General features: G+C 66.1%; 13 protein-coding genes. 6 read left to right on the top strand and 7 right to left on the bottom strand.

Going from position 1 to position 13633, the window contains the following annotated elements; translation table 11 throughout:
- Positions 1–23: 23 nt before the first annotated feature.
- The 4 genes from FBY20_RS00645 to FBY20_RS00630 form a co-directional block, all read right to left on the bottom strand.
- Positions 24–812 (bottom strand): ABC transporter ATP-binding protein, encoded by a 789-nt coding sequence (locus FBY20_RS00645; RefSeq protein WP_174245379.1) that lies wholly within the window; start codon positions 810–812, stop codon positions 24–26.
- Positions 800–1570, bottom strand: coding sequence for an ABC transporter permease (locus FBY20_RS00640; protein ID WP_142049313.1), 771 nt, complete (start codon positions 1568–1570; stop codon positions 800–802). The genes FBY20_RS00645 and FBY20_RS00640 overlap by 13 nt, the downstream gene beginning before the upstream one ends.
- Positions 1571–1588: 18 nt before the next feature.
- Positions 1589–2587, bottom strand: coding sequence for an aliphatic sulfonate ABC transporter substrate-binding protein (locus FBY20_RS00635; protein ID WP_174245378.1), 999 nt, complete (start codon positions 2585–2587; stop codon positions 1589–1591).
- A 213-nt stretch (positions 2588–2800) separates the two neighbouring features.
- Positions 2801–3556 carry an SDR family NAD(P)-dependent oxidoreductase gene (locus tag FBY20_RS00630; RefSeq protein WP_056316309.1) on the bottom strand — a complete coding sequence of 252 codons (756 nt, stop codon included), beginning with the start codon at positions 3554–3556 and terminating at the stop codon, positions 2801–2803.
- Positions 3557–3720: 164 nt separating this feature from the next.
- Between FBY20_RS00630 and FBY20_RS00625 the strand changes: the two genes are divergently transcribed.
- The 5 genes from FBY20_RS00625 (at position 3721) to FBY20_RS00605 (ending at position 8276) form a co-directional block, all read left to right on the top strand.
- Positions 3721–4614, top strand: coding sequence for an AraC family transcriptional regulator (locus FBY20_RS00625; RefSeq protein ID WP_142049310.1), 894 nt, complete (start codon positions 3721–3723; stop codon positions 4612–4614).
- 111 nt (positions 4615–4725) lie between these two features.
- Positions 4726–5913, top strand: a complete 1188-nt coding sequence (locus FBY20_RS00620) for an FAD-binding oxidoreductase (protein WP_056316314.1) — start codon at positions 4726–4728, stop codon at positions 5911–5913.
- Entirely contained in the window at positions 5897–6526 is a 630-nt protein-coding gene (locus FBY20_RS00615) for a HutD family protein (protein ID WP_142049307.1), read from the top strand. The genes FBY20_RS00620 and FBY20_RS00615 overlap by 17 nt, the downstream gene beginning before the upstream one ends.
- A gap of 68 nt (positions 6527–6594) precedes the next feature.
- The gene (locus FBY20_RS00610) at positions 6595–7344 is read left to right on the top strand and encodes an electron transfer flavoprotein subunit beta/FixA family protein (protein ID WP_056316320.1); all 750 of its coding nucleotides are present in this window, start codon (positions 6595–6597) and stop codon (positions 7342–7344) included.
- Positions 7344–8276 (top strand): electron transfer flavoprotein subunit alpha/FixB family protein, encoded by a 933-nt coding sequence (locus FBY20_RS00605; protein WP_142049304.1) that lies wholly within the window; start codon positions 7344–7346, stop codon positions 8274–8276. The genes FBY20_RS00610 and FBY20_RS00605 overlap by 1 nt, the downstream gene beginning before the upstream one ends.
- Before the next feature lie 7 nt (positions 8277–8283).
- On the opposite strand, the gene FBY20_RS00600 is transcribed toward FBY20_RS00605, so the two are convergent.
- Positions 8284–9297: a LysR family transcriptional regulator gene (locus FBY20_RS00600; RefSeq protein ID WP_056316326.1), complete on the bottom strand. Its 1014-nt coding sequence runs from the start codon at positions 9295–9297 to the stop codon at positions 8284–8286.
- Positions 9298–9329: 32 nt separating this feature from the next.
- On the bottom strand, positions 9330–10133 hold the full coding sequence (gene hutG / locus FBY20_RS00595; RefSeq protein WP_142049301.1) for an N-formylglutamate deformylase: 804 nt from the start codon (positions 10131–10133) through the stop codon (positions 9330–9332).
- Positions 10134–10384: 251 nt separating this feature from the next.
- Between hutG and FBY20_RS00590 the strand changes: the two genes are divergently transcribed.
- Complete coding sequence (locus tag FBY20_RS00590; protein WP_056316331.1) at positions 10385–11068, top strand: MarC family NAAT transporter; 684 nt, start codon at positions 10385–10387, stop codon at positions 11066–11068.
- A gap of 24 nt (positions 11069–11092) precedes the next feature.
- Here FBY20_RS00590 and FBY20_RS00585 read toward each other — a convergent pair whose 3' ends face one another.
- Positions 11093–13618 carry an arylsulfatase gene (locus FBY20_RS00585; protein ID WP_142049298.1) on the bottom strand — a complete coding sequence of 842 codons (2526 nt, stop codon included), beginning with the start codon at positions 13616–13618 and terminating at the stop codon, positions 11093–11095.
- Positions 13619–13633: the final 15 nt, after the last annotated feature.

The raw sequence follows: 13633 nt of genomic DNA, 5'->3' as shown, positions 1-13633 counted from the left end.
GGCGCCCATCGGCCCCCCCGCCATTAGTCGGCCGCCAGCTCCATGCTGCGCGTGACTTCCTCCTGCACGCGCTCCCAGATGGCGCGCTTCAGTTCCACGAAGCGGGGCGACAACTGCACGTCCGCGCTGCGCGGATGCGGCAGGTCGTTCTGGATGTCCTGCACGATGCGGCCGGGCTTGGATCCCATGACGGCCATGCGCGTCGACAGGGTCAGCGCCTCGTCGATGGAGTGCGTGATGAAGACGATGGTCTTGCCGCTCTGCTCGTAGATCGACAACAGCTGGTCCTGCAGCACCTGCCGCGTCATCGCGTCCAGTGCGGCGAAGGGCTCGTCGAACAGCATCACGTCCGGATCGTTGGCCAGCACGCGCGCGATCGACACGCGCTGCTTCATCCCGCCCGACAACGCGTGCGGATACTTGTCCGCCGCGTGCTTCAGTCCCACCATCTCGATGAAGCGGCGGGCGATCGGTGCACGTTCCTGGCGGGACATGCCCCGCATCTTCAGGCCGAACTCCACGTTTTCCTGGACCGTGCGCCACGGAAACAGCGCGTACTGCTGGAACACCATGCCGCACGCGGCGGTCACGTCGGTGACCGCTCTGCCGTTGATCTGCACCGATCCGGTGTTGGGCGTGATGAAGCCGGCCATCAGGTTCAGCAGCGTCGACTTGCCGCAGCCCGAGGCGCCCAGCAGCACCAGGAATTCCCCGCGCTTGACCTCCAGATTCACCTTGTCCAGCACGGGCACGTCGCCGTAGGCCTTGGAGACGTCCGTCAGCCGGATCATCGTGTCGTTCATCGCTGCCATGCCAGCACCCACCGTTCAAGAAGCCGCAAACACAGATCGGTCACCAGCACGGTGAAACTGATCAGCACCATGCCCAGCACCACCGTGTCGGTCTGGAAGAATTCCTTGCCGTTCATGATCATGAACCCCAGGCCCTCCTTGGACGCCACCAGTTCCGCCGAGATCACGCAGGTCCAGGACAGGCCCAGGATGATCTTCATGCCCGACAGGATCTGCGGCAGACAGCCGGGAAACAGCACCTCGCGCATGACCTGCCAGCGGTTGGCGCCCAGGTTGCGCGCGGCGCGCACCAGCACCGGATCGATGCTGCGCGAGGCTTCCATCACGTAAAGAAGGGCGGGCACGAAGGAACCCATGAAGACGATGCTGTACTTCTGCGTTTCGGTAATGCCGAACCACAGCAGCGACAGCGGAATCCAGCTCATCGATGGCAGCGGACGCAGGAACGAGATGATGGGATCGAAGACGGCGCGCGCCACCTTCGAGGTGCCCAGCAAAATGCCCAGCGGAATCGCGACGATCACCGCGGCCAGGAAGCCCACCATGACCCGCCGCGTCGAAGCCAGCACGTTGTAGAGCAGCGTGCCCTGGTCGGACATGGACAGCGCCCGCGCCAGGACCTGGGACGGGGCGGGCAGGAAAATGGGATCGACCGCGCCGGCGCGGCACAGCCCCTCCCACAGCAACAGAAAACCGAGCAGCGAAAACACGCTGACCCAGATCAGGCGTGTTTCGCGTGAAGAAGAACGTGCGGACATAGGCAGAATGTCCCGGGTTCAGAGATACGCGGACTGGACCCAGTCCTTGACGGCGGGCGCGCGGTCGATCTGCTTGAGCGACACCAGCATCTCGGCCAGTTTCTGCATGCCGTTCACGAAGTTGCCCGGTTCGACCATCAGCGCTTTCTGGTCCTCGGCCGAATACCACTGCGTCTGCTTGATGACCGCAAGCTGCTCGTCCTTGGACAGGCCCGTCAGCTCCAGCAGCACGCCCGCGGCCTCCTCGGGCTGGTTCGTCAGCATCGCATTGGCCTGGAACACCGCCGTGAGGAACTTGCGCACGGCCTCGGGGTTTTCCTTGCCCAGCTTGGCATGCGTCAGCAGCACATCGGGACCCGGGGTGATGGCGTACTGCTTGTAGAGCGAGAACGCCGTATCGTCTAGGAGCACATGCGTGCCCGGCACGGCCTTGATGCGGTCAAAGGCCGGCGTCCACGCCACGGCGGCGTCGATCTGCCCGCCCTGGTAGGCCGACAGCAGGTTGGTGGCCGGCAGGTTGATGATGGCCACGTCGCGGTCGGGGTTCAGACCGGCCTGGCGCAGCACGTCCAGCAGCAGCACGTGGGCGCTGGAGGCGTAGGTGACGCCGATCTTCTTGCCCTTCAGGTCGGCCACCGACTTGACGTTCTCGCGCACCAGCACGCCCTCGGCGCGGCCAAAGTTGTTCGGGGTCGCGATGACCTGGAACTGGCGCGCGCCCGCGGCCATCAGCGCCAGCGACGACACCACGCCGGTGCCCGCCAGATCGATGTTGCCGGCCATCACCGCGCTCATGCGGTCGGACGACGTGGCAAAGCTCTGCCACTTGATGTCCAGGCCCTGCTTGGCGAACAGCCCCGTCTTCATGGCGATGTAGGCGGAGTAATGGCCCAGCCACGCGGAGCCGCCATAGGTGTAGGACGCGCCCGCGGCGCGGCCGATCATCGGAAAGCCCAGGGCGCTGGCGCCCGCAAGCGCGGCCGTACGCACCAGCATGGCGCGGCGATTCATGTTCATATTTTTCCCCTACTGTCTGTAGATTGACCGATGGATTCCATGTCGCCGGCACTCTGGGGTGCGGCAGACGAGACTTTCGCCCGAGCATCCGGCCGCGGCATGAATATAAGGAGCGGCGATGGTCAACATCAGCGGCGCTTAATCGGCGCGCCGCAGGCAGCAAGGGAAAGGCGGGCGCGGCCGCAACGCGCGGCCGTGCCCGAGGCGCCCGTGTCAGATGCCCTGGCCGCCCGAGACTTCGATGCGCTGGGCGTTGACCCAGCGGTTGTCTTCGGACAGCAGGCTGGCAATCATCGGCCCGATGTCGTCGGGCACGCCCACGCGTCCCATCGCGGTCATGTCCGCGAACGCCTTGTTGAACTCGGGCGTGTCGCGCACCGCGCCGCCCAGGAAGTCCGTTTCGATGGCGCCCGGCGCCACGGTGTTCACGGCGATCCCGCGGTGGCCAAGCTCCTTGGCCAGGTAGACCGTCAGCACCTCGACGGCGCCCTTGACCGCGGCATACGCCGCCCAGCCGGGCGCCGACACGCGCGTCAGGCCGCTCGACAGGTTCACGATGCGGCCGCCGTCGGCCAGCAGCGGCAGCAGGTGCTGCGTCAGAAAGAACACGCCCTTGAAGTGCACGTCGACCAGCTTGTCGAAGGCCTCGACGCTCATGTCGGCAATCGGCGCCATCTCGCCATGGCCGGCGTTGTTGACGAGATGATCGAAGCGGTCGCGCTGCCATGTCCGGGCGAGCGCCGCCTGCAGGCGGGCGGCAAAATCCGGAAACGCGGCGACGTTGCCTGCATCGAGCTGCAGCGCCACGGCCTTGCCGCCCAGTTGTTCCACCTCGGCGACGACCTCGTTGGCCTGCGCCTCGCGGCTTTGGTAGGTGATGACGACGTCGTTGCCGTGGCGGGCGAGGGCCAGGGCGGCGCTGCGGCCCAGGCCGCGGCTCGATCCGGTGACGAGAGAAATCTTGCTCATGGAATGGCTCCTTGGTGGCTTGCGGTGAGGCTTCCATTCTGTGGCGGATGCCGCCCATGGCCTTTGCCTGAACGTTGACGTTGTTGGCCTGATCCTCCAAATGTGCGCCCGGCCCGACGAGAACCCATTACGATGGCCCCGTGGCAACCTCTTGCGACTCCTCCATGAACGACGCCTTGCGCGCGGCCGCCAGCCGCTACGCGGCGTGCCACGCCGGGCCGGCCGGTTTGGCACAAACCCCCATCCCGGGCCTCGCCGTCATCCGCGCGGTGCAGCCCAGCGGGCTGGACCACGCGATCTCGCGGCCGCTTGCGTGCCTGGTGCTGCAGGGCGCCAAGCGCGTGTCGCTGGGTGCGGACACCTTCGATTTCGGCGCGGGCGATTCGCTGCTGATCACGGCCGATGTGCCCACCGTCAGCCAGATCACGCTCGCCAGCGCGGCGCAGCCGTATCTGTCGCTGGTCCTGGATCTGGATCTGGCCGTCATCGCCGAACTGGCCCTGGAAATGAGGCTGGGGCCGGGAGAGCCCGGCGCGCCGGTGCGGGTGGAGCAGACGGATGCCGAAGTCGCCGACGCCGCGCTGCGTCTGCTGTGCCTGGTCGAACGGCCGACGGCGCTGCCCATTCTGCAAGCCCAGCTGGTGCGCGAAATGCACTATTGGCTGCTGGCCGGCCGCCACGGGCAGGCAATCCGCCAACTGGCCGGGCCGGCCAGCGCCGCCCCGCGCATCGCGCGCGCCGTCGCGCTGCTGCGGGCCGAGTTTGCGCAACCGCTGCCGGTCGAGCGGCTGGCGGCCGCGGCCGGCATGAGCGCCTCATCGTTCCATCAGCACTTTCGCGCGGCCACGTCGCTGTCGCCGCGCCAGTTCCAGAAGCAACTGCGCCTGATCGAGGCGCGCCGGCGCATGACGGCCGAGGGCGCGTCCGCCAGCAGCGCGGCATTCGGGGTGGGCTATGAAAGCGTGCAGCAGTTCACCCGTGAATACCGGCGGATGTTCGGCCTGCCGCCGGGCAGGGATGCCGAGGCGATACGCGCCGCCGCCAGCGCCGCCGCCTGACACCCGGCGCGCTTTTCCAGAACGCTTTTATTAAGTATTCGCGGCGCTTATATTGCCGCGGCTCCGAAAGGCCGGGCCCACACTCGCGGCACTTGTCCTTGGAGCCTTGTCGTGAAAAGTTATGACGTGATCGTGATTGGTGCCGGCGTGATCGGCAGTTCGGTGGCCTTTCACCTGGCCGAGCTCGGCGCGAAGAACGTGCTGGTGCTGGACCGCGAGACCATCGGGGCGGGCACCACGTCGCAGTCGTCCGGCATCCTGCGCACGCACTATTCCGTGCGCGAGAACGTGGAGCTGGCCCAGCGTTCCTGGAGCGTGTTCAATAATTTCGCCAGCTATCTGGGCGACGACGAGGCCTCCTGCGGACTGGTCAAATGCGGCTACCTGATCACCGCTGCCGACGACGACAAGCTGGAACCGCTGCGCGGCGCGCTGGCGCAGCAAAAGGCGCAGGGCATCGCGCTGGAATTGCTGGATGCCGCGCAGGCCCGCGAACTGCTGCCCATCGCGTCTTTCGACAACGCCGCGCTGATCGGCTACGAGCCGGAAGCGGGCTTTGCCGACGCGTACCTGGTGGCCACCAGCTTTGCGCGCGGCGCGCGCCGCCGTGGCGTCACCATCCGCGAGAACGTGAACGTCCAGCGCCTGCTCATCGACAACGGCCGCGTGACGGGCGTCTCCACGTCGGAAGGCGACTACCACGCCCCATTGGTCATCAGCACGCAGAACATCTGGACGCCCGAGCTTGCCGGCTGGACGGGCGTTGCCATGCCCGTCGTGCCTGAGCGCCACGCCGTGCTGGCGCTGGAATGCGACGCCGCGCCCTATACGTATTCGATGCCCGTCTTCAAGGACCTGGCGTCGCCCGGCATGCTGTACTGCCGCAGCTACGGCGGCAACCAGATGCTGGTGAGCGAGGGCGTCGTGGGCGAGGCGCTGCAAAAGAGCGACGCCGAACAGGGCGACATTCCGCTGGACTACGTGGCCGAAGTCGGCGCGCAGGTCGCAGACCGCTTTCCGGCCTACGAGACGGCCGGATTGGCGTCGTCCTGGACCGGCGTCTATGACGTGACGCCCGACTGGAATCCCGTGCTGGGCCGCGTGCCCGGCGTGCAAGGCCTGATCGTGGGCTTTGGCTTCTCGGGCCACGGCTTCAAGCTGTCGCCCACGGTGGGTCGCGTGCTGGCGCAGGAGGCGCTGGGCCTGGCGACCGACGTGTCCCTCACGCCTTATGAACTTGGCCGCTTTCAGCGCGGCGCGTTGTTGACCGGGAAGTACGGCCTTGGCGCGGTGTCCTGATCTGGCCGCGCCGCAGCGCGCCAGCTGGCTGGCGCTGCCGCCCGAGCCCTGGAAGAACGGCGGCGGCGTCACGCGCACGCTGGCAGCCGACCCGGACGGGCGCTGGCGCGTCAGCATCGCCGATATCGAGCGCGACGGTCCGTATTCGCGCTTTCCCGGCTACGACCGGGTGTCGGTGGTGCTGTCCGGGGAAGGCGTGACGCTGCAAGGGGAAGGGGTTGCCGTGCCGCTGCGGCCGCGCGAACCCGCGCCGTTCCGGGGCGATGACGTGCTGCAGTCCACGCTGATCGGCGGGCCCGTGCGCGTGCTGAACCTTTTTGTCCGGCGTGGCGAGGCGGTGGCGTCGGTGACTTGCGCGGGCGTGGCGGCGGGCCGATGCGACGTGGGCGGCTTGCCCGGCACGTTGGCCGGGCGCACGGTCACGCAGTTGATCGTGGCCGCGCAAGCAGGTAGGGAGGGCGGTCAGGGTGGTTTTCCGGGGGAGCTGGAGTCAGGCGAATACCTGTTGTGGCGGGACGTCCCCGCACCAGACGCCCACCCGCTGCCTGCCACCCCCGCCGCCGGATTCGCCGTGATCCTCACCATCGCCGTCTCCGCTGCCAGCCCCGGCTGAACAAGCTGCATCCGTTTCCGCCGCGACGCGGTAACGGCCGTTGATTCCTTTCACTCAGGAGTGTTTCCATGAAGGTACTTGCCGCGGTCAAGCGCGTGGTTGACTACAACGTCAACGTACGCGTCAAGGCCGACCAGAGCGGCGTGGACATCGGCAACGTCAAGATGTCGATGAACCCGTTCGATGAAATCGCCGTCGAGGCCGCCGTGCGCCTGAAAGAGCAGGGCGCTGCCGCCGAGGTCGTGGCCGTGTCCTGCGGCACGGCCCAGTCGCAAGAGACGCTGCGCACCGCGATGGCCATCGGCGCCGACCGGGGCGTGCTCGTGCAGACGGATGCCGCGCTGCAGCCGCTGGAAGTGGCCAAGCTGCTGCGCGCCGTCGTGGAGCAGGAAGCGCCCGCGCTGGTGATCCTGGGCAAGCAGGCGATCGATGACGACGCCTGCCAGACCGGCCAGATGCTGGCGGCCCTGCTGGGCTGGCCGCAGGCCACCAACGCCAGCGCCATCGCCATCGGAGACGGCACGGCGCGCGTCACGCGCGAGGTCGACGGCGGGCTGGAAGTGGTGGAACTGACCCTGCCCGCGATCGTCACGGCGGACCTGCGCCTGAACGAGCCGCGCTACGTCACGCTGCCCAACATCATGAAGGCCAAGAAGAAGCCGCTGGATGTCCAGACGCCCGACGCGCTGGGCGTGGATCCCGTATCCCGCCTGCAGACGCTGCGCGTCGAGGAACCCGCGGCGCGCGCGCCCGGCATCAAGGTGGCGGACGTGGCCGCGCTGGTCGACAAACTGAAGAACGAAGCCAAGGTGATCTGATGACGGTCCTTGTTATTGCCGAACACGACAATCGGGCGCTCACTGGCGCCACGCTCAACACCATCGCCGCGGCCACCCGGCTGGGCATGCCCGTCCACGTGCTGGTGGCGGGCGGCGACGCGCAGCCCGTGGCCGACGGCGCCGCGCGCGTTGCCGGGGTGGACAAGGTGCTGCTGGCGCAAGCGCCGCAGCTTGCCGATGGCTTGCCCGAAGCCCTGGCCGCGCAGGCGGTCGCGCTTGCCCCCGGCTACTCGCACCTGTTCCTGCCCGCGACGGCGCAGGGCAAGGGCGTGGCGCCGCGCATCGCCGCCTTGCTGGACGTGGCGCAGATATCGGATGTCATTGAAGTGCTGGCGCCCGATACGTTCAAGCGTCCCATCTACGCCGGCAATGCCATCGCAACGGTCAAGAGCGGTTACCCGGTTATCGTCGCCACCATCCGGCCCACGGCCTTCGACGCCGCGCCCGCCGAGGGCGGCAGCGCCACGGTGGAAACGGTCGAAGCCGTCGCTGCAAGCGGGTTGGCGCGATTTGTCAGCCGCGAGATCGCGGTGTCCGAACGCCCCGACCTGGGCGGCGCCCGCGCCGTGGTCTCGGGCGGACGCGGCCTGGGCAGCGCCGAGAACTTCAAGTTGCTGGATCCGCTGGCCGAAAAGCTGGGCGCCGCTCTGGGCGCCTCGCGCGCCGCGGTGGACGCGGGCTACGCGCCGAACGACTGGCAGGTCGGCCAGACCGGCAAGATCGTCGCGCCGGAGCTGTACGTGGCAGTCGGCATCTCGGGCGCCATCCAGCATCTGGCCGGCATGAAGGATTCCAAGGTCATCGTGGCCATCAACAAGGACGGCGATGCGCCGATCTTCGGCGTGGCCGACTACGGGCTGGTCGGCGACCTGTTCGAGGCCGTGCCAGCGCTGACGGCATCGCTGCCGTAATCGGGCGTCAACGCCGCAGGCTACGCCACAGCGTGGCTGGCGGCAGCCCCAGGGCCGGCGCGAGTTCCTTCTGGATCAGGCGCTCCATGGCCATCAGGATCACGTCGCGGGCCTCAAAGGGCAGCTTGCCCACTTCCTGCTGGCGCGCGGCCAGGAACAGCGTGCGCGACAGGCTGGGATCGTCGGCCCGCGCCGCGCCCAGATAGGGCGCCAGCGGCAGCACGCGCAACTGGTCCAGAAAGTGGCGCGACTGCCAGATGCACAGCGGCGTGCTGATGCCAAAACCCAGGCCTGCCGTGACCAGGCTGAGCAGCGGGTCGGTGTTATCGAATTCGTAGGTGCGTTCAATCGTCACGCCGTGCGACTCGACCAGCCGGTCGATCTCGGCGCCGATGAACGAACGCGCGCTGTAGCGGATGAACTGCGCGCGCTTGCCCAATTCCTTGAGCGTATCGATCCGGTCCATGTTCATCGAGCGCGGAACGATCAGCACGTAGGGCTCGCTGAACAGGCTGTACTTGCGGATGTTGGGTTTGCCCGCGGACGCGCTGGTGGTGACGACGAGGTCCAGCTGCCGGTCCTCCAGCTGCTTGTCCAGCACGGGCGTGATGCCCGACCACAGCCGGATCTGGCGCGACGCGCCGGACAGGCCATGGATCAGCGTGGGCCCCAACGTGCCTGCAAAGGAATCCACGCAACCGAAACGCACGATGTTGCGCTTGGCCCGGCTAAGGTTGCGCACGCTCTCGGTCATGTCGCCGGCCTGCGCCAGCAGCCGCGCGGCGTGTTCGAACAGCAGCTCGCCGGCCGGCGTGGGCCGGGCCGGGCGGGTGCTGCGGTCCAGCAGTTCGGTCGACATCGCGGCCTCAAGCTGCTTGATCCGCTGCGACACCGCCGCCTGCGAGAACCCCAGCAGCCGCGCCGCGCCGGACACCGACGCGGCCTCCACGACCGCCACCCAGGTCAGCAGCAGGTTCCATTCCGGATAGTTTTCCGTGGTGCTGAACGAAAAGCGGGTCATGGCGTTGGCGTCCGGCTGCGAGGGGAGGGGGGTTAGCGCTGGCGCGCGGTGGTCTGGCGCAGCGCGGCAGTCACCATGCCTTCGACCACCGGAATGACCTTGCCGGCCAGGTCGGGGCGATAGCCGTACGGGTACGTTTCGTCCATGTAGGTGGACTGGCACATCTCGAGCTGGATGGCGTGGACGTTGTCCGCCGGGGCGCCGTAGTGGCGCGTGATGTAGCCGCCCTTGAAGCGGCCGTTGACGGCCCAGGTGTAGTCGGTGCACGCGTCCAGCCGGCCTTGCACGGCGGCCAGGATATCGGGCGCGCAGGACGCGCCGTCGGACGTGCCGATGTTCAGGTCCGGCAGCTTGCCGTCGAACAGGCGCGGCAGGACGCTGGCGATCGAGTGGGCTTCCCACAGCAGCACCGTGCCGTGCTCGGCCTTGATGCGGTCGAGCTCTTCGCGCAGCTTGGCGTGATACGGCTTCCAGTATGCCTCCAGCCGCTGGGCGCGTTCGGCGTCGGTCAACACGGTCTCGTTCTGGTACAGGGCATCGCCGCGAAACGCCTGGGTGGGGCACAGGCCGGTCTTGGTCTGCCCGGGATACAGGCTTTCGTCGTTGGGCGGACGGTTCAGGTCGACCACGTAGCGCGAATAGCGCGCGCCCAGCACGGAGGCGCCCAGCGCCTGGGCAAATTGGTACAGGGTGTCCAGGTGCCAGTCCGTGTCGCCCGACTGCAGGGCGACGGACGTCATTTGCGGCTGTTGCGCCTCGGGAATCTGGCTGCCGAGGTGGGGAATGGAGATCAGCAGCGGGGCGGTGCCGCGGCTGAAGTGATAGATGTCGCTCAAGAGAAACTCCGGGTGGCAATGGCAATGCGCCGCGGCAGAACCGCGGGCGGCGGGCGCTTGTATGCTAGGCAGCGCGGCCCGCCGCGGGAATTGCATCAGTTTAATGGATGCTGATGATTAGCCGGGACGATGCTGAACGCCTTGACCAAGGCGCGGACGCGGGGGGACGCACCGGCTACCTGACCGTGCGGCAGCAAACCGCCGGGCAGGGTGAGGTAGAGTAGATGGCTCGCACACTCTAGCGAGCCTTCATGATCGATGAACTGATTCAACTGGGCAAGCTGGTCAGCCTGGGTCTGGCGCTGATGCTGCCGCTGGCCAATCCGCTGACTTCCATGACGCTGCTGCTGTCGCTCGGAAACCAGATTCCGTTCAAGGAACGGCAGAAGCAGGTGACCCAGGCGGCGTTCTATGTCGTCGGGATCATGCTGGTGACGTACTACGCCGGCGCGCTCTTGATGCACACGTTCGGCATTTCCATCCCCGGATTGCGCATCGCGGGCGGGCTCATCGTGGTCACCATCGGCTTCAGCATGCTGTTTCCGTCGGACCATCCACGCGCCCTGGAGGCCGAAGCCACGGCCGATGCGCTGGAACGCGAAAGCCCGAACATCGCCTTCGTGCCGTTGGCGCTGCCGGGCACCGCCGGCCCGGGCACGATCGCGATGATCATCAGCGGCGCATCCTCGGTCGATTCCGCCATTGCGCCCGACTATGTGCGCTGGGTGGTCGCCGTGGCGCCCGTCATCGTGTTCTCGCTGCTGGGGCTGCTGTTCTGGATCTGCCTGCATTGGGCGGGCCGCATCGTGGCCGTGATCGGCAAGAGCGGCGTCGAGGCCATCTCGCGGGTCATGGGCTTTCTGCTGGTCTGCATGGGGGTGCAGTTCGTCATCAATGGCGTGCTGGAGATCGTGGGCACGTACCCCAATCTGTAGGTAGGCTCGCCTGCGCCAATGGCATCACTCCGAAGCCTTCTTTAACGCCTGCTCAAGCCGGGCCCGGTCGGCGTCACTCAGTTGCGGCCGGTCGACGGTTAGTTTCAAGCTGTCGATGGTTCCCGTGAAAGCGAAAGGCACTGCGTACGCCGCGTCGTCAACCGGCGTGCCGGTGTCCGAGCCGATATCCATGTTCTCGTCCCAGGCGAGGATGAGCGGGACCGTGTTCTTCATCTTTTGCGTCGCCACGACGGCGCCGTCGACCTTCAATTCCCCTGTACCGCCTTGTCCAATCCCGCTGAAGTCATTGAAGGCGAGCGTCTCCGCGCCGAGCCCGTCATATTTGAAATCGAACGCCAGCGTGTGTTTGCCTGGCGCCAAGGGTTCGGCCGCTTCCCAAACCACCTTTTGCAGGCCAAACAGATTCCAGACAAAAGTAGGCTTGCCCTTGTTGACGAACAAGCCGTAGCCGGTGAAGCGGCCGCCCTGCGTGATGATCATCCCTTCGCCGCCGCCCTGCGGCACAGTCACTTCTGCGGTGAAGGTGTAAGAGGCGTTCAGGATGGAAGGGGCGACGCCATTCGAGATGCCGGTCATCCTGCCGGGAAACGTGAACGTCGAGCGCCCCGCGGTGGTCGACGGACGTGGGGTGACCAGGCGGCTTACCACCGAGGCGTCGAGCGGCATCACGTTGTACTTCTTGGCTTCCCGCCACCAAATCGCTTCCAGCTCCTTGACCTTATCGGGATGGCGGGCAGCCACGTCGTGGTTTTGGGTCCAGTCCGTATTGATGTCGTAAAGCGCCCACTCGGCCTTGGCTGGATTGACGTCCTGCGGCCCTGTCGTCACCCATGACGGACGGCTGACCTTGTCCACCAGCATCCAGCCGTCGTGGTAAATGGCGAAGTTGCCAAACATCTCGAAGTATTGAGTGAGATGGCGAGCGGGCGCGTTGGCGTTCGCCGCATCGAACGTATAAACCAGGCTTGAGCCTTCCATCGAACTTTGTGCAATGCCATCCACCACCGAGGGTTCTCGAATGGCCGCGGCCTCCAGTATCGTCGGGGCGATGTCGATGACATGCGCGAACTGGTTGCGTATGCCGCCTTTGTCGGTGATTACCTTTGGCCACGCGATTGCCATGCCTTGCCGGGTGCCGCCAAAGTAAGAGGAAATCTGTTTGGTCCACTTGAAGGGGGTGTCGAAAGCCCAGGACCAGGGGACGGCCATGTGGTTGTAGGTATGTTCGGAGCCCCAGAGGTCGTAATAGTCGTTCAACTGCACGCTGACCGGCACCTCGACGCCGTTGAACATCGCCACCTCGTTCGGCGTGCCTTGCATCGTGCCCTCCGCCGACGAACCGTTGTCGCCCGAAATGTAGATGATGAGCGTATTGTCCAATTCACCCGAGTCCTCTACCGCCTGGATCACCCGGCCGATTTCGGCGTCGGAATAGGCGAGGTAAGCGGCGTAGACATTGGCCTGCCGGATAAACAGTTTCTTTTCGTCTTCCGTCAGCTGGTCCCAGTTTTTCAGGAGGTCCGATGGCCATGGGGTCAGCTGCGCCGTCTGTGGAATCACACCGAGCTTTTTCTGATTGGCGAAGATCGTGTCCCGCAGCTTGTTCCAGCCTTCATCGAAGAGGTGCATGTCCTCGATTTTTTTGATCCACTCCGGCGTGGGATGATGCGGCGCGTGGGTGGCCCCTGGCGCAAAGTAAATCAGCCAGGGCTGATCGGGCGACAGCATATTCAGTTGGGACATGTAATCGATGGCTTCGTCCGCCATCGCGGTAATCAGATTGAAGCCTTTCTGGTTTTCAAACGGGTATATCTGCGTTGTGTTACGGAATAGGTTTCCGGGCGTCCACTGGCTTGTGTCGCCGCCCATGAAGCCGTAGAAATAGTCGAAACCCATGCCGATGGGCCACTGGTCGAATGGCCCCGCCATGCTGACCTGATAGCCCGGCGTGTTGTGATTCTTGCCGTACCACGATGTGTTGTAGCCGTTGTCCTTCAGGATCCTGCCGACTGTCGCCTTGTCCCGGGTGATGACGCTGTCGTAGCCCGGGTAGCCGGTTGCCTGTTCCGAGATGACGCCGAAGCCGGAAGAATGGTGGTTGCGCCCGGTGATGAGAGCGGCCCGTGTTGGCGAGCAAAGCGCAGTGGAATGCATGTTGGTGTAGCGCAAGCCCATCGCGGCGACCTTGTCCAGCGCCGGCGTCGGGATGACGCCACCAAAGGTGGACGGTGCGCCGAAACCCACGTCATCGGTGATGATCAAGAGTACGTTCGGCGCGCCCTCGGGCGGGGCAATGCGGGCCTGCCAGTACGGAGTCGACTGCATCGCGTTGCGTTCGATCTTGCCGCCAAACGGCATGCTGGGAGCAGGCAACTGCCGTCCGTCGATCGTTCGCGTGGCCGCGGGAGAGCCCGGTGGCGCATTGGACTGCTGCGCGGCCGCCATTCCCGCGGTGGCAAGGATCAGCCCCACCACCACAGCGGCGTGACGCAGTAAATACCCCACAAGCTTACTCAGGTTATCAATCATGGCGGCCCCCGATCT

It is taken from the genome of Achromobacter sp. SLBN-14, from assembly GCF_006715415.1.
GTDB lineage: Bacteria > Pseudomonadota > Gammaproteobacteria > Burkholderiales > Burkholderiaceae_B > Achromobacter > Achromobacter mucicolens.
The sequence above is the reverse complement of the archived record's forward strand: the minus strand, read 5'-3'. Positions and strand labels throughout refer to the sequence as shown.

What these genes read in the sequence shown, in the direction of transcription:
- FBY20_RS00645 (WP_174245379.1), bottom strand. Translation starts at nt 812, where the DNA reads ATGGCAGCGATGAACGACACGATGATCCGGCTGACGGACGTCTCCAAG.
- FBY20_RS00640 (WP_142049313.1), bottom strand. Translation starts at nt 1,570, where the DNA reads ATGTCCGCACGTTCTTCTTCACGCGAAACACGCCTGATCTGGGTCAGC.
- FBY20_RS00635 (WP_174245378.1), bottom strand. Translation starts at nt 2,587, where the DNA reads ATGAACATGAATCGCCGCGCCATGCTGGTGCGTACGGCCGCGCTTGCG.
- FBY20_RS00630 (WP_056316309.1), bottom strand. Translation starts at nt 3,556, where the DNA reads ATGAGCAAGATTTCTCTCGTCACCGGATCGAGCCGCGGCCTGGGCCGC.
- FBY20_RS00625 (WP_142049310.1), top strand. Translation starts at nt 3,721, where the DNA reads ATGAACGACGCCTTGCGCGCGGCCGCCAGCCGCTACGCGGCGTGCCAC.
- FBY20_RS00610 (WP_056316320.1), top strand. Translation starts at nt 6,595, where the DNA reads ATGAAGGTACTTGCCGCGGTCAAGCGCGTGGTTGACTACAACGTCAAC.
- FBY20_RS00605 (WP_142049304.1), top strand. Translation starts at nt 7,344, where the DNA reads ATGACGGTCCTTGTTATTGCCGAACACGACAATCGGGCGCTCACTGGC.
- FBY20_RS00600 (WP_056316326.1), bottom strand. Translation starts at nt 9,297, where the DNA reads ATGACCCGCTTTTCGTTCAGCACCACGGAAAACTATCCGGAATGGAAC.
- FBY20_RS00590 (WP_056316331.1), top strand. Translation starts at nt 10,385, where the DNA reads ATGATCGATGAACTGATTCAACTGGGCAAGCTGGTCAGCCTGGGTCTG.
- FBY20_RS00585 (WP_142049298.1), bottom strand. Translation starts at nt 13,618, where the DNA reads ATGATTGATAACCTGAGTAAGCTTGTGGGGTATTTACTGCGTCACGCC.